This window comes from Porticoccus sp. Uisw_050_02, assembly GCF_047729555.1.
In the GTDB taxonomy this organism is placed as follows: Bacteria; Pseudomonadota; Gammaproteobacteria; order Pseudomonadales; family Porticoccaceae; genus Porticoccus.
The window spans coordinates 430,253-448,578 of the sequence record NZ_CP159825.1; the positions used below are offsets into that span (position 1 = coordinate 430,253).

General features: G+C 41.0%; 19 protein-coding genes. All 19 read left to right on the top strand.

Annotated elements, in window-relative coordinates; all coding sequences use genetic code 11:
* Positions 1-45: 45 nt before the first annotated feature.
* The 19 genes from ABXT41_RS02035 to ABXT41_RS02125 all read left to right on the top strand — a co-directional run bounded on the left by ABXT41_RS02035 (position 46) and on the right by ABXT41_RS02125 (position 18,316).
* Entirely contained in the window at positions 46-2,367 is a 2,322-nt protein-coding gene (locus ABXT41_RS02035) for an efflux RND transporter permease subunit (protein WP_415391174.1), read from the top strand.
* Between the two features lie 367 nt (positions 2,368-2,734).
* The gene (gene rfbB / locus ABXT41_RS02040) at positions 2,735-3,802 is read left to right on the top strand and encodes a dTDP-glucose 4,6-dehydratase (protein WP_415391175.1); all 1,068 of its coding nucleotides are present in this window, start codon (positions 2,735-2,737) and stop codon (positions 3,800-3,802) included.
* Entirely contained in the window at positions 3,799-4,704 is a 906-nt protein-coding gene (gene rfbD, locus ABXT41_RS02045) for a dTDP-4-dehydrorhamnose reductase (protein ID WP_415391176.1), read from the top strand. The genes rfbB and rfbD overlap by 4 nt, the downstream gene beginning before the upstream one ends.
* 2 nt (positions 4,705-4,706) lie before the next feature.
* A complete protein-coding gene (gene rfbA / locus ABXT41_RS02050; protein WP_415391177.1) occupies positions 4,707-5,588 on the top strand; it encodes a glucose-1-phosphate thymidylyltransferase RfbA in 882 nt (293 codons plus the stop codon).
* Between the two features lie 2 nt (positions 5,589-5,590).
* Positions 5,591-6,136 carry a dTDP-4-dehydrorhamnose 3,5-epimerase gene (rfbC, locus tag ABXT41_RS02055; RefSeq protein WP_415391178.1) on the top strand — a complete coding sequence of 182 codons (546 nt, stop codon included), beginning with the start codon at positions 5,591-5,593 and terminating at the stop codon, positions 6,134-6,136.
* A 198-nt stretch (positions 6,137-6,334) separates the two neighbouring features.
* Entirely contained in the window at positions 6,335-6,991 is a 657-nt protein-coding gene (gene cysC, locus ABXT41_RS02060) for an adenylyl-sulfate kinase (protein ID WP_415391438.1), read from the top strand.
* An 18-nt stretch (positions 6,992-7,009) separates the two neighbouring features.
* On the top strand, positions 7,010-7,798 hold the full coding sequence (locus ABXT41_RS02065) for an ABC transporter permease (protein WP_415391179.1): 789 nt from the start codon (positions 7,010-7,012) through the stop codon (positions 7,796-7,798).
* A gap of 5 nt (positions 7,799-7,803) precedes the next feature.
* The gene (locus ABXT41_RS02070) at positions 7,804-8,547 is read left to right on the top strand and encodes an ABC transporter ATP-binding protein (protein ID WP_415391180.1); all 744 of its coding nucleotides are present in this window, start codon (positions 7,804-7,806) and stop codon (positions 8,545-8,547) included.
* The gene (locus tag ABXT41_RS02075) at positions 8,544-9,872 is read left to right on the top strand and encodes a glycosyltransferase family 61 protein (RefSeq protein ID WP_415391181.1); all 1,329 of its coding nucleotides are present in this window, start codon (positions 8,544-8,546) and stop codon (positions 9,870-9,872) included. Before ABXT41_RS02070 ends, ABXT41_RS02075 begins: the two co-directional genes overlap by 4 nt.
* A gap of 11 nt (positions 9,873-9,883) precedes the next feature.
* Positions 9,884-10,636, top strand: coding sequence for an N-acetyltransferase (locus tag ABXT41_RS02080; RefSeq protein ID WP_415391182.1), 753 nt, complete (start codon positions 9,884-9,886; stop codon positions 10,634-10,636).
* On the top strand, positions 10,626-11,048 hold the full coding sequence (locus tag ABXT41_RS02085; protein ID WP_415391183.1) for a MaoC family dehydratase: 423 nt from the start codon (positions 10,626-10,628) through the stop codon (positions 11,046-11,048). Before ABXT41_RS02080 ends, ABXT41_RS02085 begins: the two co-directional genes overlap by 11 nt.
* Positions 11,049-11,063: 15 nt before the next feature.
* Positions 11,064-11,477, top strand: coding sequence for a sugar 3,4-ketoisomerase (locus ABXT41_RS02090; protein WP_415391184.1), 414 nt, complete (start codon positions 11,064-11,066; stop codon positions 11,475-11,477).
* Positions 11,474-12,595 carry a DegT/DnrJ/EryC1/StrS family aminotransferase gene (locus ABXT41_RS02095; RefSeq protein WP_415391185.1) on the top strand — a complete coding sequence of 374 codons (1,122 nt, stop codon included), beginning with the start codon at positions 11,474-11,476 and terminating at the stop codon, positions 12,593-12,595. The genes ABXT41_RS02090 and ABXT41_RS02095 overlap by 4 nt, the downstream gene beginning before the upstream one ends.
* A 143-nt stretch (positions 12,596-12,738) precedes the next feature.
* Positions 12,739-13,629: a glycosyltransferase family 2 protein gene (locus tag ABXT41_RS02100; protein ID WP_415391186.1), complete on the top strand. Its 891-nt coding sequence runs from the start codon at positions 12,739-12,741 to the stop codon at positions 13,627-13,629.
* A complete protein-coding gene (locus ABXT41_RS02105; protein ID WP_415391187.1) occupies positions 13,622-14,314 on the top strand; it encodes a class I SAM-dependent methyltransferase in 693 nt (230 codons plus the stop codon). The genes ABXT41_RS02100 and ABXT41_RS02105 overlap by 8 nt, the downstream gene beginning before the upstream one ends.
* A 23-nt stretch (positions 14,315-14,337) precedes the next feature.
* The gene (locus ABXT41_RS02110; protein WP_415391188.1) at positions 14,338-15,144 is read left to right on the top strand and encodes a sulfotransferase family protein; all 807 of its coding nucleotides are present in this window, start codon (positions 14,338-14,340) and stop codon (positions 15,142-15,144) included.
* A 28-nt stretch (positions 15,145-15,172) separates the two neighbouring features.
* Positions 15,173-16,402, top strand: a complete 1,230-nt coding sequence (locus ABXT41_RS02115) for an aminotransferase class I/II-fold pyridoxal phosphate-dependent enzyme (protein ID WP_415391189.1) — start codon at positions 15,173-15,175, stop codon at positions 16,400-16,402.
* Positions 16,403-16,496: 94 nt separating this feature from the next.
* Positions 16,497-17,582 carry a DegT/DnrJ/EryC1/StrS family aminotransferase gene (locus ABXT41_RS02120; RefSeq protein WP_415391190.1) on the top strand — a complete coding sequence of 362 codons (1,086 nt, stop codon included), beginning with the start codon at positions 16,497-16,499 and terminating at the stop codon, positions 17,580-17,582.
* Positions 17,582-18,316: a WbqC family protein gene (locus ABXT41_RS02125; RefSeq protein WP_415391191.1), complete on the top strand. Its 735-nt coding sequence runs from the start codon at positions 17,582-17,584 to the stop codon at positions 18,314-18,316. The genes ABXT41_RS02120 and ABXT41_RS02125 overlap by 1 nt, the downstream gene beginning before the upstream one ends.
* Positions 18,317-18,326 lie beyond the last annotated feature (10 nt).

Sequence of the window (18,326 nt, forward strand, 5' to 3'; positions counted from 1 at the left end):
CTTGGGTCTGCCTATTCGGGCTAAATTGGATTGTTGGAGAATAGAATGTTAGAGAATTTCGCACTTTTCTGTATAAAGCAAAGAAAAATAGTTTTGGCAACAGTGCTTGCCTTGACTGCTATTCTTGCTACATTTGCAGTACGCATAGATGTAAAGACGGTCTTCGAGGACCTGCAACCTGGAACCCATCCTTATATTAAAATTCACGAAGAGTTTAAGAAGACTTTTGGTGGGACAAGTATTATCACCTTCATGATTCAGTCGACAGAAGGTGATATCTTTCAGATGCCCGTCCTTGAGCAGATTCATGCATTGACGAATGGATTGTACAAGGTTGATGCCATTAATGAGTTCCAGATTTACTCAATTGCTGGTAAGAAGCTGAAAGAAGTGCGTGCTTCAACGGAGGGAATTCAAAGCTTCCCGTATATGTGGCCACACCTTCCAGAAACCCAAGCGGATATTGACCGTATTAAAGAGGCTATCCTACGTAGTCCTCTAGTGTATGGGCCTTATGTTTCAAAAGATCTTTCTGCGACGCTGATCACAGTAGATTTCTTTGATAGCTTGCTTGACCCTAATCTTGTCTATAAGCAAGCCTACGAGCTTGTAAGAAGACTCGATAATGATGCAGTAGATATTTCTCTGGTAGGTAACCCTATTCTTTATGGTTGGGTAGATCATTTTCTGCCTGAAACTATGGAGCTGGTTACTTACGCTGGATTAATATTCCTAATCCTTTTGTTTTTGATTAACAGGACCTGGCGCGGTACGCTTTTGCCATTATTGGCGGGTGCCATCAGTGCAATCTGGGCCTTAGGCGTAGCACAAATAGTCGGAATACACTTTGACCCACTAGTGGTCGTAGTAGCCATGCTTATTACGGCAAGAGCGGTATCCCATTCCGTTCAAATGATCACTCGCTTCCATGAGGAGATCGAGAATCAAGGGGATAATGCTGATTCCTATACCGCTGCCAAGGTAACATTGAAAGACTTGTTGAGACCTGGATTATTAGGCATTGGTACGGATGCAGGTTGTGTGACTGTTGTTGCTATTAGCCCTATACCTCTACTACAAAAACTAGTAGTGCTTGCAGTAGTTTGGGTTGGAACGGTTGCAGTAAGCTCCATCGTACTTACTCCTATCCTGTTGTCGTATGTTAAAAAACCAAAGGCTTACGCTCACCCGTTAAATCTTGATAAGTTGATCATTCGCCCTTTTCTTAGTTTTTGTGTAAGTATTGCATCAACAAAAGCTAGGTATGTTGTCGTCACAATTGCGGCAGTAGTGTTCATTGGATGTACTTATCGGGCGGTTGACTTAACTATTGGCGATGCGAATCCTGGATCACCGATTTTGTGGCCATCTCACTTGTATAATGATGACTCCGCTAAGATTAACACCCAGTTTCCTGGTGCTGATCGGATGTTTGTTGTTGTTGGTCGTGAAGAAAAGAATCAGATCAAAAATGTCCATGTTTTGGATACTATGTTGCGCTTCCAGCGTTATATGGAGCAGCAAGATGAAATCGGCGGAAGTATTTCGCTCTCGGACATTCTTCCCTCTGTGAATGAAACCCTTCGTGAGGGTAACTTTAGATACACAGAGCTGGGTTCCACTACAACCAATAATGCTGAGTTAATCTATATGTACGAAAGGGCCGCTGAACCTGGCGACCTTAACCGCTTTACAGATGTGAATCGCATGAATGCATCGATCACTATGTTCTTTGCGGATCGTCGTGGACCTACTATTCAGACTGCCGTTGCAAGGGTTAAGAAATTCCAAGCGTCTAATCCAGATGTTAATTTTAGCCTAGCTGGCGGGACAATCGGTGTAATTGCAGCGGTTAACGAAGTGATTCTATCTGGTCAAATCCAGTCAATCGCACTTGCGCTCTTCATTCTTGTGATGATGTGTATCCTTGTTTATCGTTCAAGTATTGCAGGTATGTTCTTCATGGTTCCTGTAGTGCTAGCGAACATGGTTACCTTTGCATTCATGGCTTGGCAGAATATCGGTATGAATATCAATACTGTTCCTGTAGCCGCATTAGGAATTGGCTTAGGCGTCGACTATGCGCTGTACATTTGTGACCGTATGAAGATGGAATTTGACTCTGGTAAGTCTGTTCCTGAAGCAATCAGCCTGTCTTTGCATTGTGCTGGACGCGGCGTGCTGGTAACGGCCTTTGTATTGATTGCTAGTGTCGGTGTATGGTTGTTCTCCTCTCTTCGCTTCCAAGCAGAAATGGGAATGTTGATTGGGCTATGGTTATGTGTATCAGCACTGAGTGCATTGTTCTTAATGCCTTCGATGGCTTATATCTTCAAGCCTAAATTTATCTTTAGGGAAGACAGATAAGCAAATACCATTGACATTGCTAATCAATAAAAAAGGCCTGAAAGGGCCTTTTTTATTGATTAATTAGTTTATTGATTTCAGATTACCAATTAAGATATATTTTTTTAGCTTAATGCAGTCAGTCAGTACTGCATAAAAAAGGTTGGTTATTCATGCAAAAAATTACCAAGGCCATGTTTCCTGTTGCGGGTTTAGGTGCGCGTTTTTACCCGCAACATACAAAAATTAATTATTATATATGTTATATTCAGTGACTGTACTATCGACTAGGGGTTTTAATTTTTTTTCTAGTCTATTTAGACTTTTATTTTAATCGATATAAAATGGCGACTGAATATATTTTAAAACTAATGAAAGTCTCGGCATTATGATTCTCATCACTGGTGGTGCAGGTTTTATTGGCTCCAATTTTTTGTTGGATTGGCTCGCTCTCTGTGACGAGTCTGTGGTCAACCTTGACCTGCTGACTTATGCAGGCAACCTTGCCAATCTGTCTTCCCTCGAGAACGACCCGCGCCACATTTTTGTTCGCGGCGATATTGGCGATATCAAGCTAGTTCCTGAACTCCTTAACAAGTATAAACCTCGTGCTGTGGTCAACTTCGCAGCCGAGAGCCACGTCGACCGCTCTATCCACGGTCCCGAGGACTTCGTTCAAACCAACGTTGTTGGCACATGTCATTTACTCGAGTCAGTTCGGGCCTACTGGGGTGCCTTGGGTGAAGATGCTAAGTCCAGCTTCCGTTTTCTGCATGTCTCGACCGACGAGGTCTACGGTTCACTAGGTCAGGATGGCCCTGCATTCACTGAAGAAAATAGGTATCAGCCTAACAGCCCATACTCAGCCTCCAAGGCAGCCTCCGACCATCTGGTACGAGCCTACCATCACACCTACGGCTTGCCCGTGCTAACGACCAACTGCTCGAACAACTACGGGCCGCACCACTTCCCAGAAAAATTGATTCCGCTCATGATCGTCAACGCCCAGGCTGGCAAGCCATTGCCCGTGTACGGTGACGGCCAGCAAATCCGTGACTGGCTCTATGTTAAGGATCACTGCAGTGCGATCCGCCGTGTCCTCGAGGCAGGTAAGCTGGGTGAGGTCTACAACGTCGGTGGCTGGAACGAGAAACCGAACATCGAGATCGTGCAGCGTGTCTGTGCGCTTCTTGACGAGATGAACCCGCGTGCGGATGGCAAAAGCTACCTCGAGCAAGTGACCTATGTGACCGACCGACCTGGCCACGACAGGCGTTACGCGATCGACGCGGTTAAGATCGAGCGTGAGCTCGGCTGGAAGCCTACGGAAACCTTCGAGACAGGGATTCGCAAGACGGTGGTCTGGTACCTTGAGCATCAAGACTGGGTGAATAACGTCCTCTCCGGTAGCTACCGTGACTGGCTCGAAAAAAATTATGTGGAACGAGTTGAGTGAAGCCAATTACGATCCTCCTCTTCGGTAAAAATGGTCAAGTGGGCTGGGAGTTGCAGCGCAGTCTCGCACCATTAGGTGATTTAATCGCGCTTGATTTCGATAGCCAAGAATTTTGTGGTGACTTCACTAACCTTGGCGGACTTGCCGAATCTATTCGTGACGTTGCGCCGGATGTGATCGTGAATGCGGCGGCGCATACTGCGGTTGATAAGGCTGAAAGTGAGCCAGAATTAGCCCGCACTATTAATGCACTTGCGCCAGGTGTTTTGGCGCAGGAAGCTGAACGCCTAGGTGCATGGCTTGTGCATTATTCAACGGACTATGTGTTTGATGGGGGTGGCGACAGGCCGTGGCTGGAAGTCGACATGACCGACCCCTTAAGCGTCTACGGAAAAACGAAGCTGGCAGGTGAGGAGGCTATCCGTTCAGCTGCCTGCAGGCACCTGATACTTCGTACTAGCTGGGTGTATGCGGCGCGTGGCGGTAACTTTGCCAAAACCATGCTTAAGCTGGCGCAGGAACGTGACAGTCTCAAGGTCATCGATGATCAGGTCGGCGCCCCCACAGGCGCTGATTTATTGGCCGACGTTACCGCCCACGCTATCCGTACGGCAATGCAACGGCCTGAGGTCGCTGGGCTCTATCACCTCACCGCCGGCGGTCAAACCTCCTGGCACGCATATGCAAGCTTCGTCATTGACTGCGCACGTCAGGCGGGTGTTGAGATTAAGGTGTCACCAGAGGCAATTCAGGCTGTGCCCACCAGCGCCTTCCCAACGGTTGCCAAACGCCCAATGAATTCACGCTTAGATACCACAAGGCTGCAGAATACCTTTGATCTTAAATTGCCGCACTGGCAAACTGGCGTCAGTCGCATGCTTAATGAATCTCTGGGAAAATAATAATGACACAACGCAAAGGTATTATCCTCGCAGGTGGCTCCGGCACCCGGCTCTATCCTGTGACAAAGGTGGTCTCCAAGCAGCTGCTACCCATTTACGACAAGCCGATGGTTTATTATCCGCTGAGCACGTTGATGTTGGCGGGAATGCGGGATATTTTAATTATATCTACGCCACAAGATATCCCACTCTACGAGCGGCTTCTTGGCGATGGTAGCGAATGGGGCCTTAACCTGCAGTATGCGGTACAGCCGAGCCCTGATGGCCTCGCTCAAGCGTTTATTATTGGTAAAGATTTTATTGGCAACGACCCTAGTGCCTTAGTGCTGGGCGATAATATTTTTTATGGCCATGATTTGCAACCCCAACTTGAAAAAGCCATGACGCAAGATCAGGGCGCAACGGTGTTTGCCTATCACGTGCAAGACCCTGAGCGCTATGGTGTGGTAAGTTTTGATAAGAACGGCAGGGCGACCACTTTGGAAGAAAAACCTACAATCCCTAAAAGCAATTATGCGGTGACGGGGCTGTATTTTTATGACAACCAGGTGGTAGACATGGCCGCCAACCTTAAACCCTCGGCTCGTGGTGAGTTAGAAATTACTGACTTGAACCGTATTTACCTTGAGAATCAACAGCTCACAGTAGAGGTCATGGGTCGTGGCTATGCTTGGCTAGACACAGGCACCCATGAGAGCTTAATTGAAGCGAGTAATTTTATTCAAACCATCGAGCATAGACAAGGCTTAAAAGTGTCGTGTCCTGAAGAAATCGCCTACCGCAATGGCTTTATTAACGCCGAGCAATTGGAAAAACTGGCGCAGCCACTTTCTAAAAATGGCTACGGACAATACTTACAGCGCCTGCTTAAAGAAGGGTTTTAGCCTTGAATATCACCCCGACAGCCATTCCAGATGTGTTCCTAATAGAGCCTAAAGTATTTGGTGATGAGCGTGGCTTCTTTTTTGAAAGCTTTAGCCATGCGAAGTTTGAGGCAGCTATCGGCAGGCAAGTTAAGTTTGTGCAGGATAATCACAGTAAGTCAGCTAAAAATGTATTGCGAGGTTTGCACTACCAGATTCAGCAGGTTCAGGGTAAGTTGGTGCGTGTGGTGCAAGGTGAAGTGTTCGACGTAGCAGTGGATATTCGCAAAAGTTCACCTACCTTTGGCAGGTGGGTGGGTGAAGTCTTATCTGCCGACAATAATAAACAAATATGGGTGCCTGAAGGTTTTGCGCATGGATTCTTGGTGCTCTCGGATACCGCAGAGTTCCTATATAAAACGACCGATTACTATGCCTCAGAATTTGAGCGCAGTATTATTTGGAATGACCCTACTATGGATATAAAATGGCCGATTAACGGTGAACCCATCTTGTCCGCAAAAGATCAACAAGCCAAAACTTTAGCAACAGAGGAACACTTTGCATGACCCACGCATCAACAACAATTAACCCGCATGCAGCTCAACCCACATCATTCGTAGTCTTGGCTAAGAGTCTTTGGCGCAACCGCCAGCTCATTGTGCAAATGACTAAGTGTGAAGTCGTCGGTCGCTACAAAGGTTCGGCCATGGGTTTAGCTTGGGCGGGTTATGCTTTATTCCAAAAAACCAGAAAAGGGTTTGCGGATGTCCTCTAATCTGACAGAACAAACCTCAGCTAACGTTGTTTGGCATAATGCCACCGTCACCCGTGCGCGGCGTGAAGGGCAAAACGGTCATCGTGGTGCAATTATCTGGTTTACTGGCTTATCAGGTTCGGGTAAATCTACACTTGCACATGCAGTTGAAGAGACCCTGCATCAACAGGGCTGCAAAACCATTGTATTAGATGGTGACAATGTACGCCATGGGCTATGTGGTGACTTGGGCTTTTCTGAAAAAGATCGACAAGAAAACATAAGACGCATTGGTGAAATGGCCAAACTTTTTATGGAGGCGGGTATAATAGTTTTAACTGCATTTATATCACCTTATCGTGCCGAGCGTGAACGTGTGCGCGGCATGGTCGAGCGCGGTGACTTTATCGAAATTTATTGCGACGCGCCTATCGAGGTATGTGAAACACGGGATGTAAAAGGTCTATACAAAAAAGCCCGCGCTGGTAAAATTGCAGAATTCACAGGCATCTCATCCCCATATCAAGCACCTGAAGCACCAGAGCTACATTTAAGTACGGGTGCTGAATCTTTAAGTACTTGTGTGCAACAGGTGGAAAAAGTAATAGTGCATCATGGTATTTGTGGGCTCCACTTTGACACAGCGCCTGATTTACAAGCGTATTGAGCTGATTTAATAAAAATTATGATTAAAACTATTTATATGCATTGGCTGGAGTTGCAAAAGTTTGCGCCAGTTTTACGACAATTAGTGCGGCAACAATTGATATTGCGTTATCGCCGCACAGCTTTAGGCTATTTGTGGACCTTAATTAACCCATTGCTGATGATGTCAGTGACTGCAATTGTTTTTGCGAGTCTTTTTAAAGTAGAACTAAAAACTTTTGCCATATTTTTATTCGCGGGAATGATACCGTGGAATTTTTTTAATTCAGCAGTAGTGCAATCTAGTTCTGCGTTTATCAGTAACGAGAGTCTAATCAAGAAGATATATCTCCCTAAATTGCTATTTCCATTAAGTGTGTCGTTAGGGATGCTAATTGATAGCTTCTTATCGTTTATTGCATTGTTTTTAATAATAATTTTGTTAGGGGGGGCTTTGTCTTGGTCTCTTATCTTCTTGCCAATTGCCTTTATGCTACTATTTTTCTTTGCTTTTGGTTTAGCGCTTATTGTTTCTGTTGCAACAGTGTTTTTCCGAGACTTGCAATACATCATGACAGTTGCAATGCAAGCGTTGTTTTTCCTTACACCTATTTTATACAACAAACAGATGCTGGCTGGTAAAATTGCTTGGCTAGTTACCATGAACCCAGTAGCATCTTATATAGAGCTCTTTAGGGCACCTTTGGTAGAAACAGTGCTTCCCTCGTTGCCAGTAATCACAAATGCAATATTTTTTGCGGTGTTATCAATGGCTTTTGGTGTGACTATATTTATCCGATACGAAAAGAAAGTTGTCTTTAGGCTGTGAACATAATGTCAAAAATTTCTGTTAATAATTTATCTATCAAGTTTCATATTTATCATGACCGTTCCCCGTCGTTAAAAGACTATATTTCTGGATTCTTTAAATCCCAAAAAAAATCTGGTTTTTCAGATTTTTTTGCGGTAAAAAATGTTTCTTTTGATATTAAACAAGGTGAGCGTGTTGGTATTGTAGGGCGCAATGGCGCAGGTAAAAGCACGTTATTAAAAGCATTATGTAGAATTTATGAACCATCTACAGGCCATGTAAGTGTTAGTGGGCGCGTAGCCCCATTACTTGAAATCGGCGCAGGCTTTCATCCTGAATTTACAGGAAGAGAAAATATTTATTTAAATGGCACCATACTTGGATATAGCAAAGATCAATTAAAAATATTAGAACCCGAGATTATTGCTTTTGCAGAGCTTGAAGATTTTATTGATACGCCAGTTAAATATTACTCTACTGGAATGTACCTTAGGTTAGCATTTTCTTTAGCAACAGCCGTACAACCAGAAGTGCTTATACTTGATGAAATGTTTGCTGGCGGAGATGCAGGCTTTGTGCAAAAAGCCACAGATAGAATGAAGCACATCGTTGATCAATCTAAAATCATGGTGCTCGTTTCACATAACCCAATATTACTAAGAACCTTTTGTAACCGAGTCATCTGGATGGATCATGGACAGATTAAAGAAGATGGCGAATCAAATATAGTGATCGATCATTATTTACAATCAGGTAAAAATAAATGATTCAAGTACACCGTGTTGCTCATGGTCAGCACGGTGCTTCACAAGCTGATGATGTAAGTGTTTTAAATTTATTTAGAAGAAGCACTATAGGCAAGTTTTATTTGCGGCGTTTGCGCCAGTATGCTCCCATTCGTAAGACAGCGATATGGGGTTGGAAGCACTTAATTAAATTTATTCATTTAAAATTTAAGCCTTTAAAATTTAAGCAACTCACTGCGATTGTTCATAATCGGTTGTTGGTGCATCCAAAACAAAAAGTTTCGCTAGGTAAGCCAAGTGTTTATCCTAATGAGAAATCAAGTAACATTAAAATATCAGCAAGCTATGAGTTTCCTGAGATATTTGTTACAACGATAGCTGATGCTATGGTGATAGGCTCCAGCAATTTTGTGCACACTAATCAAGCGATTATTGGGCACAATCTTTTTCGCATCAGCCATGATTATACGAGTGAAGAGCTACATGGGCGCTTATATGTTAATGCAAAAAAGCAGTTAGTTACTCGGCTTTCTAGCATTGAAACAGATATGACAATAGATCAAGGGGCTTTATTCACTGATGCAGTGAGTACAAATTACGCACACTTTATGACAGAACTTCTACCCAAAGTTTTTGTTTATACGCAATCGCATCCCAACAAAGCCACCCCCTTAATAATTGACTATGAATTACATATCAATTTAATGCAAGCATTAGAAATGGTCGTAGGTGAAGACGCACAACTGATAGGTTTAGAAAAAGGGGAGCCATTGCAGGTGAAATCTTTGCAAGTGGTTTCTTCATGCGGTTATGTGCCATTTGGGCGCAGACCGCATACTAATCATTTCTCTGATCATTCGCATGGTATTTTTAGCCCATCAGTATTGTTAGGTATGCGTGATTTAATTAAAAGTAAAGTCGCTACGCTATCATCCAATACAGAAGCTAATGTAACGCATAAAAAAATATGGATTAAACGTAATTCTACTTATAGAAATGTAAGTAATACGGACGAAATTCAAAGCGCATTGATTACACAAGGTTTTATGGTAATAGAGCCAGAAAAATTAAGCTTTGTTGAGCAGGTGACCATTTTTTCTAATGCAGATATGATTGTTGGTGCAACTGGTGCGGCTTTTGCAAACTTGATTTTTTGTAAACCAGAAACAAAAATTATTATTTTAATTTCAGAATTAAAGGATACAAGTTATGGGTATTGGCAGAATATGGCTTGTACAGTGGATAATCGGGTGACTTATGTGTTAGGCGTTACCCAAAATAGTAGAGATGATGTCCATGCTGACTTTAGTGTTGATTTGAATGATTTGATGGCATCAATAAAATAAGGAAGTTGACAATGAGGCAATATGTTCATAGTACAGCAATTGTTCATCCACTAGCCAAAATTGCTGATGACGTTAGAGTGGGGCCATTTAGTATTATTCATGAAAATGTAGTGATTCCTACCGGTTGTGAAATTGGAGCATATTGTGAGATAGGTATTAAGACAGCACTTGGCGATGGATCCCCTTTGGTTTTTGGAGAAAACGCCACTATTCGCTCACATTCTATTTTTTATGAATCTTCTAGCTTTGGTGCTGGTTTAATTACCGGGCATCGCGTAACTGTGCGCGAAGACACAAGAGCAGGAAAGAATTTACAAATAGGAACTCTAGGAGATATACAAGGCGATTGTGTTATTGGTGATTTTGTGCGATTCCATTCAAATGTCCATATTGGAAAAATGTCAGTTATTGAAAATTTTGTTTGGATATTTCCATATGTAGTACTCACAAATGATCCACATCCTCCAAGTAATGTTCTAAAAGGCGTTACGGTTGGTAGTTATGCCGTTATAGCAACAATGAGTGTTATTTCACCTGGTGTAAAAATTGGCTCAGGTGCACTCATTGCAGCGCATTCATCTTTAAAATCAGATGCTGAGCCAAATATGTTATATATGGGTTCTCCTGCGGAGAAAGTTTGCAGTACAACTAAAATTAGACTGCAAGATGGAACTCGGCGTCCAGCATATCCATGGACAGCGCATTTCTTTAGGGGATACCCTGAAGATGTTGTGAATATGTGGAGTAATGAAAATGATAAATAGTCAAATTGAACGTCTTGAAATTGGCATGATAGAAAGTTATGAACAAACTATTACTGATGCGGATATAAAGGCATTTGCAGGTTTATCGGGAGATAATAATCCTGTGCACATGAGCGAAGAATATGCGGAAACATCTAGATTTAAGAAAAGAATTGCTCACGGACTCTTGAGTGCTGGTTTTTTTTCGGCATTGTTTGGAACCAAGTTGCCAGGATATGGTTGTGTTTACGTTTCACAGAACTTGAATTTTAGGAGGCCAGTGTATATTGGCGATACGGTTAAAGCTTCAGTTGAGATTTTTAAAATTGACAAAGAAAAATCAAGAGTGTTTTTTAAAACAATATGCAAGGTAAAAGGCAAAACTGTTATAAATGGTGAAGCTGAAATATATGTGCCAGATACAGCAGATTAGACGGAAGGTAGAGTTATGATTGAACACTGCAAAATAATTGACTTACCAAGAATAAATGATCCAAGAGGAAACCTGACTTTTATAGAGGGCGGAGGGCGTCATGTTCCTTTTGATATTAAACGTGTGTATTACCTTTATGACGTTCCTGGCGGGTCAGAGCGCGGTGGGCACGCACACAAAGCATTACACCAATTGATTATAGCCATGTCGGGTTCTTTTGATATTCATCTTGATGATCGGCACGAGAAAAAAACGATTCACATGAATTGTAATTATTATGGGCTTTATGTATGCCCAATGATGTGGCGAGAAATTGATAATTTTTCATCTGGTGCGGTATGTATGGTATTAGCATCAAATTATTTTGATGAAGATGATTATTATCGCGATTATTCTAAATTTATATCTGATGTGCATGGAGCTGCATGATGGTTGTTCCTTTTCTTGATCTTAAACGACTTCATGAAGAAATTCGTGAGCCTCTTGAAGCCGCTTTTAAGCGCGTGCTTGATTCTGGCTGGTTTATCACTGGCCCTGAAGTTGAGGCGTTTGAATCTGAATTTGCTACTTATAGTGAAGTAAAGCATTGTGTTGGTCTAGGTAATGGATTGGATGCAATTCATTTATTACTAAGAGCTTATGAAATTGGTCCTGGAGATGAAGTTTTGGTGCCATCAAACACCTTCATTGCAACTTGGCTGGCAGTGAGTCAATGCGGCGCCACACCAGTTCCAGTTGAACCAGACATTAATACACACAATATTAATCCCGATGCTTTGGTTGCGGCTATTACACCTAGAACGCGAGCCATTATCCCGGTGCATTTATACGGTCAGCCAGTAGATATGGATCCAATTAATGCAATTGCCAAGCAGTATGGCTTGGTTGTTATTGAAGATGCTGCCCAAGCACAAGGTGCACGTTACAAAGGTCGCCGAGTGGGTTCGCTAGGTCACGCCGCGGCAACCAGCTTCTACCCAGGTAAAAACCTCGGCGCATTAGGTGATGCAGGTGCAATATTAACCAATGATAAAGCCATTGCAGATAAAGTCCGCACTCTTCGCAATTACGGGTCACAAGTGAAATATAAGCATGAAGTTGCTGGTTACAACACTAGGTTGGATGAAATGCAAGCAGCATTTTTAAGGGTAAAACTTGGGGTGCTTGATAAGTGGAATGAGAGTCGGCGTGCAGTGGCTAACAGTTATACAGCACAACTTCAAAATCTAAACCTAGAAAATGTGGGCTTAGAAGTACCTAATGTTCCTGAATGGGCCGAACCTGTCTGGCATTTATATGTTATTCGCAGTAAAAATAGGGATGCTTTACGCGATTATTTAGATAAACAGGGTATAGCTACCGTTATTCATTACCCTATCCCACCTCACCTGCAAGCTTGTTATACAGAGTTCTCAAAATTTAATTTGCCTATTGCAGAAACCTTGGCTAATGAGGTGCTCAGTATTCCTATGTCATCCGCTGTAACAGAAAAAGAAATTGTTACAGTAGTTGATGTTATGCGTAGTTTTAAGAGCCAATTAAACTGAAATTTGTGAGATAGAGGTGAATAAAAAATTTGCATTTTTAGTACATGATCCCGTCATGCTGGTACACTAAAAAGACGCTTGAAAATCTATTGGACGCTAAAATTTCTAAGTAAAACAACTATACTTTGAAATATAAAACGCATATGAAAAACATACCTAAAGCAAAACCATTAACTTTAAAAGTTCAGATTCCACAGTTAGCTGAACCAGAAGATATTAGCATTGTAATGGCTATTTACAATCATGAGGCGACATTGGCAGATGCGCTAGACAGTGCTTTAATGCAAGTGATGCCATACTCAAGCATGATTTATTGTTTAAATGATGCTTCCACAGATAAAAGTGCAGAGATATTGAATGATTATGTTCAAAGGTATCCTGATAAAATTAAAGCTTATACAAGTAGAGTTAATCAAGGATCAGGTAAAAAATCTTTTTATCATAATAAACCCGATGCGCGTGGCAGATACTGGTGCTTATTGGCTGGGGATGATTATTGGACCACTAACGATAAGCTAGCTAAGCAAATAGCATTTTTGGATGAGAATACGGATTTTACTGGGTGCAGCTGTAATACTGTTATGCGAAATGAAACTACCAAGGAAGAAAGTATTATTAAGCCTGATAGACATACATTTAATTTACTTGATTTAATTTTACTTAAACAACGATATGCTTTTTATGTACACACGACTAGCCTTGTTTGGAGAAATGTATATTTAGGCCATGGTTTTTTTCTCCCGCCTACATTTAAAAATAAATATGCTCATGGTGATGTGGTGTTGATGCATATGATGCTTGCTAGTGGTTGTAAAGTGCATAACATACAAGAGGTAATGAGTTGCTATCGTGTTACAGGTCGGGGCGTTTGGACAAGTAAGTCTGAAGAGCATCAAGCGGCAGCAAATGCTAGGCTGATGGATAGCATCAAAAAATCAATACCTTTTAAATACAGGATGCATATCGCTTTGCAGGGGCTTAGGCACCATTCAAAAGTGATGAGAAAGTTTATTTTAGGGCCAGTGAATGAATAAAGAACGATTTTCTTTTTATAAAGAGCATCCAAAAAACTGTAGCCCTGATGATTTTTGGGGGCAGGTTAAACGCACAGTAAATGGCACTCCTGTTTCTCAGGAGCAAATTGACATGATTGTTAATGCTGTGACGAACGGATTAGAGTTGAAGTCAAATGATGTTTTGCTTGATTTGTGTTGTGGCAACGGCGCCTTAAGCACTTTGTTAATTAACTCTTGTAGTGGTGGTGTTGGCGTTGATTTTTCGGAATATCTAATATCTATTGCGAACACATATTTTGCTAATCCTGATAGTCAAATTTATCTGTTTCAAGATGCGCTGGACTTTTGTAAATCACCAACCACTCCATACAAATTCACAAAAATGGTGTGTTATGGATCTTTTCCGTATGTTGATTTTGATGCGGCGGAACAGATGCTTAGTTTGTTAAATACAAAATTCCCAAATTTAGAGCGTATTTTTATTGGCAATTGCCCAGATAAAGATTTAGTAGATACATTCTACGGGGAGCGCGCGTACGAGGCTGCTGTTATTAGTGATCCAGACTCTCCCATAGGAATATGGCGCACCCAAGAGGAGTTTATTCTATTGGCTGAGCATACTGGTTGGCATGCGACTATTCGTAGAATGCCTACACAATATTATGCTGCACATTATCGTTATGATGTTATTTTGACAAAATGAGTATGGAGCTAAAGAAAATTAGTATGGAGCTACAGGTAGGATGGATTTCTGGTATGCCACGTTCTGGAACAACTTGGCTTTCACAAATCTTTTCATCTTCACCTGATGTAAGATTGAAGTTTTGCCCTCTATTTTCATATGAATTTAAAAATTCTTTAGACGAAAATAGTACGACGGAAGATTGGGAGCGATTATTTAGAGCGGTATATAGTACAAACTCGGAATTTCTCGATCAGGAACATCTTCGTAAACGTGGCTTAATTCCATCTTTCCAAGAAAAGATTGAAAAACCATCACATTTAGTGATTAAGTCCAATAGATTCCATCAGTTAACGCCATTTATTTTAAAACTGAACAGTCAAGTGCGATCCATTTATGTTGCCCGCCACCCATGCGCAACATTGTATTCTTGGCTTAGTAATCCAAATGAGTTTCCTAGTGCAGCTAATCCGTTAGAAGAGTGGAAGTCAGGTGCGTGCAGAAAAGTGGGAGTAGGTGAATTTTGGGGATTTGATGACTGGAAGAAAGTTACGACCAACGCATTGAGATTAACAGAGCAATATCCAGATAGGCATAAAATCATTAGGTATGAAAATATTGTGGCTAACACTACACTTTATGTTGAAGAAATGTTTGATTTTTTTAATCTGCCATTGCAGGATTCAACTATAGATTTTATAAAACTTTCTCGAAGCAAGCATGACAATCATCAACACTCGGTATTTAAAAAACCTCAGCTAATAGAAAATTGGAGAGGCCAGCTAGATTCAAAAATTGTTCAAGAGTGTTTGAATGAGATTGAAGGTACTGAGTTAGAGCAGTTTATATAGCAATATTATTTAATAAATTATCAAATCTATGAATATTAAAATTAAAGAATCTGTGCAAGACTTAGCATATTTTGGGGGAAGCAAGCTTCTTAGTGAGCCAAAATCAACCTCAAGTTTAGTGCAACCTGATTATGATAATTTTTTACAATACTCGAAACAGTTTTTTAATCGACAATTCTATACAAATAATGGTGTTTTAGTGCAGTTGTTAGAAAAACGCCTTGCTGAATTTCATCAGGCAGAGTTTTGTATTACTGTTTGTAGTGGATTTTGGGCACTGGCATTAGCAATGACCTCCCTTGCCATTAAAGGAAAGCAGGAAATTATTATGCCATCTTTGACTTATCGCAGAATGGCAGATATTGCTGCATGGGCATGCTTAAAACCAAGGTTTTGTGAGGTGGATCCGCAAACTTTAGCTGTAAGTAGCAATACCGTCAGTGCCTGTATTAACGATCAAACTGCACTTGTATTAGCAGTTCATCCTATAGTAAATTGTTGTGATATTGAAGGTATTGTGCAGTTGGGTGTTGAGCATGAAATACCGGTGCTTTTTGACTCCGTGGAGTCAATGTATGAATCTGAAAATATAGGGAAAGTTGGTAAATTTGGTGACGCAGAGTGTTTTTCTATGCACGCGAGTAAATTACTGAATGGCTTTGAGGGTGGCTACATTACAACTAATGATAGTAAGCTTACGCATAAATTGAAACGATTACGTACCTTCGGGTTTGAGGGACCAGATAATTGTACTATTCCTGGAGGACTCAACGCTAAGCTGAATGAAGTGCATGCGGCGATGGCTTTAGCTAATTTGGATGTAATAGAGCAAGTGGTAGTTGATAATAAAAAACGTTATATGCAGTATCGTAAGCAACTTTCAAGGATACCAAGCATACGACTATTGGAGTTTGATGAGAAGTATAAGACGAGCTATAAAAATATTGTTGTAGAACTACTAGAGGATTGGTCTTTAGATAGAAATAAAACTGTAGCGTTGCTTAATGGTGAGAACATTCTCGCTAGAGTTTATTACTATCCACCATTGCATCAAAAACCTATGAGCTACCCATTCGTGCCCGCCACATTAAAGGATACAGATCAAATTTCTTCACGATTTATGCTTTTACCATGTGGTGATTTTGTGACCACGGACGATATTGATGATATTGTGGAGTTGCTGGCTTTTATTCACGTTAAGCAAGATGAAATTAAAAAAAATATAGAAAGAAAAGAGGACATTAATCATACAAATTGATAGTTTTGCCATACTAGGTGCTTCGCCTGTTTTTTCTAAGTCTTTACCTGTTGGACAGCTTTATTTTCCATCGTGGGATCGGTACAAAAGTGCAATGCGCGGAATTTTTGATCGCCATTATTATACAAATCAAGGGCCGCTTGCTCAGGAGTTAGAGAAAAAGCTTGAATCATATTTAAATGTGAAACATGTTATTTGTGTCACTAATGCCACGATAGGATTGATGATGGCGGCAGAAGCCTTAGAGTTAAAAGGTAAAGTGATAATGCCCTCGTTTACTTTTATCGCATCTGCACAGTCACTTAGTTGGACAGGAATAGAACCAGTATTTTGTGACGTTGATCCAATAACACATCAAATTGCAATTGAACAGATAGATGTCCTTGTGGATGATGATGTCACTGGTATTATGGGGGTTAATTTATGGGGCGGCGCTTGCAACCCTGTGGCCTTAGAGGCATTTGCTTCGTCACGTAATTTAAAGCTATATTTTGATTCTGCGCAAGCTTTTGGTTGTAAAGTTGGCGATACTCGCATTGCGAATTTTGGCAGCCTTGAAGTTTTCTCATTCCATGCTACTAAAGTTTTAAGCGCTACAGAAGGGGGATGTTTGTGTACGAACGATGACTTTTTAGCCGCTCGCTTGCGAAATATTAGAAGTAGCTATGGTGCAGGTGTTCCTGTGCCTGTGGTTAAAACGTCAAATGGTAGAATGTCTGAAGCTCAAGCCGCTATTGCATTGATGAGTTTAGAAGACTTCCCTGAAAATCAACAAAAAAATAAGCTGCTGTTCGATCTCTATGAGAAAAAATTAAAGCATATTCCAGGCATTAAGTTGGTGAAACCAGCAGGGGTAACATTTTCAAATTATCAGTATATTGTTTGTGAGGTAGATGAAAGTGTTTTCGGGCTATCAAGAGATTCTCTCATTGCTGTGCTTAAAGCGGAAAATGTGAATGCAAGACGATATTTCTATCCAGGTACACATCGTAGTATTGAATATAACCATGCGAAATACAATCAAAACTTACCTGCAACAGATTATCTTTGCGCGGCCTGCATTCAGTTGCCTGTTGGTGCAATAGTGGATGAAGATGCAGTTGAGAGTATTTGTGAGATTGTGGATAGGGCACATCATCACGCCCATGCTTTAAAGTCTTATTTTGAGAGGCGTAAATAATGAGATTAGGGATTATGCAGCCCTATTTCTTTCCGTATTTGGGGCATTTTGCACTGATTAATGCGGTTGATCAGTGGGTTGTATTTGATATTACACAATATACCCCTAAGACATGGATGAATCGGAATCGCATACTTCATCCTAATGCTGGCTGGCAGTATGTAACAGTGCCACTTTCTAATTCTTCTATCTCAATCAAAACTTCTGAGGCCAAGGTATTAAACTTGCAGAATGCAAAACAAACAACACTTGCTAAATTAGCGCATTATAAGAAAAAAGCACCATACTTTAATCAAGTATTTGAATTGGTTAATAGGACATTTGATAACGCAATTGACGATTTACTTGTTAATTTAAATGTAAGTGCGTTAAGTGCTGTTTGTGACTATTTGAACATAAAGTTCTCATTTCAAATCTGCTCTCACTTAAATTTAGAATATCCACTAAATTTAAAAGCTGGCGATTGGGCTCCCCATATTTGTCAGAAATTAGGCGCGAGTGGGTATGTTAATCCGCTTGGTGGAAAAGAGATATTTAATGTGGCAGATTTTAAAAAAAGAGAAATAGCGTTATATTTTGCTGAGTTCTCAGACTTTAAATATATAACAAAGCCATATCAATACGAGCCACATCTTTCAGTATTAGATGTCATGATGTGGAATTCACCAGATGATATACGTAATGTACTGATGGATAATATATCTCTTAAAAAATGCACTAGCCAATTACTTTAGAGGTATTTAT

What these genes read in the sequence shown, in the direction of transcription:
- ABXT41_RS02035 (WP_415391174.1), top strand. Translation starts at nt 46, where the DNA reads ATGTTAGAGAATTTCGCACTTTTCTGTATAAAGCAAAGAAAAATAGTT.
- rfbB (WP_415391175.1), top strand. Translation starts at nt 2,735, where the DNA reads ATGATTCTCATCACTGGTGGTGCAGGTTTTATTGGCTCCAATTTTTTG.
- rfbA (WP_415391177.1), top strand. Translation starts at nt 4,707, where the DNA reads ATGACACAACGCAAAGGTATTATCCTCGCAGGTGGCTCCGGCACCCGG.
- cysC (WP_415391438.1), top strand. Translation starts at nt 6,335, where the DNA reads ATGTCCTCTAATCTGACAGAACAAACCTCAGCTAACGTTGTTTGGCAT.
- ABXT41_RS02065 (WP_415391179.1), top strand. Translation starts at nt 7,010, where the DNA reads ATGATTAAAACTATTTATATGCATTGGCTGGAGTTGCAAAAGTTTGCG.
- ABXT41_RS02070 (WP_415391180.1), top strand. Translation starts at nt 7,804, where the DNA reads ATGTCAAAAATTTCTGTTAATAATTTATCTATCAAGTTTCATATTTAT.
- ABXT41_RS02075 (WP_415391181.1), top strand. Translation starts at nt 8,544, where the DNA reads ATGATTCAAGTACACCGTGTTGCTCATGGTCAGCACGGTGCTTCACAA.
- ABXT41_RS02080 (WP_415391182.1), top strand. Translation starts at nt 9,884, where the DNA reads ATGAGGCAATATGTTCATAGTACAGCAATTGTTCATCCACTAGCCAAA.
- ABXT41_RS02085 (WP_415391183.1), top strand. Translation starts at nt 10,626, where the DNA reads ATGATAAATAGTCAAATTGAACGTCTTGAAATTGGCATGATAGAAAGT.
- ABXT41_RS02090 (WP_415391184.1), top strand. Translation starts at nt 11,064, where the DNA reads ATGATTGAACACTGCAAAATAATTGACTTACCAAGAATAAATGATCCA.
- ABXT41_RS02095 (WP_415391185.1), top strand. Translation starts at nt 11,474, where the DNA reads ATGATGGTTGTTCCTTTTCTTGATCTTAAACGACTTCATGAAGAAATT.
- ABXT41_RS02100 (WP_415391186.1), top strand. Translation starts at nt 12,739, where the DNA reads ATGAAAAACATACCTAAAGCAAAACCATTAACTTTAAAAGTTCAGATT.
- ABXT41_RS02105 (WP_415391187.1), top strand. Translation starts at nt 13,622, where the DNA reads ATGAATAAAGAACGATTTTCTTTTTATAAAGAGCATCCAAAAAACTGT.
- ABXT41_RS02110 (WP_415391188.1), top strand. Translation starts at nt 14,338, where the DNA reads ATGGAGCTACAGGTAGGATGGATTTCTGGTATGCCACGTTCTGGAACA.
- ABXT41_RS02115 (WP_415391189.1), top strand. Translation starts at nt 15,173, where the DNA reads ATGAATATTAAAATTAAAGAATCTGTGCAAGACTTAGCATATTTTGGG.
- ABXT41_RS02120 (WP_415391190.1), top strand. Translation starts at nt 16,497, where the DNA reads ATGCGCGGAATTTTTGATCGCCATTATTATACAAATCAAGGGCCGCTT.
- ABXT41_RS02125 (WP_415391191.1), top strand. Translation starts at nt 17,582, where the DNA reads ATGAGATTAGGGATTATGCAGCCCTATTTCTTTCCGTATTTGGGGCAT.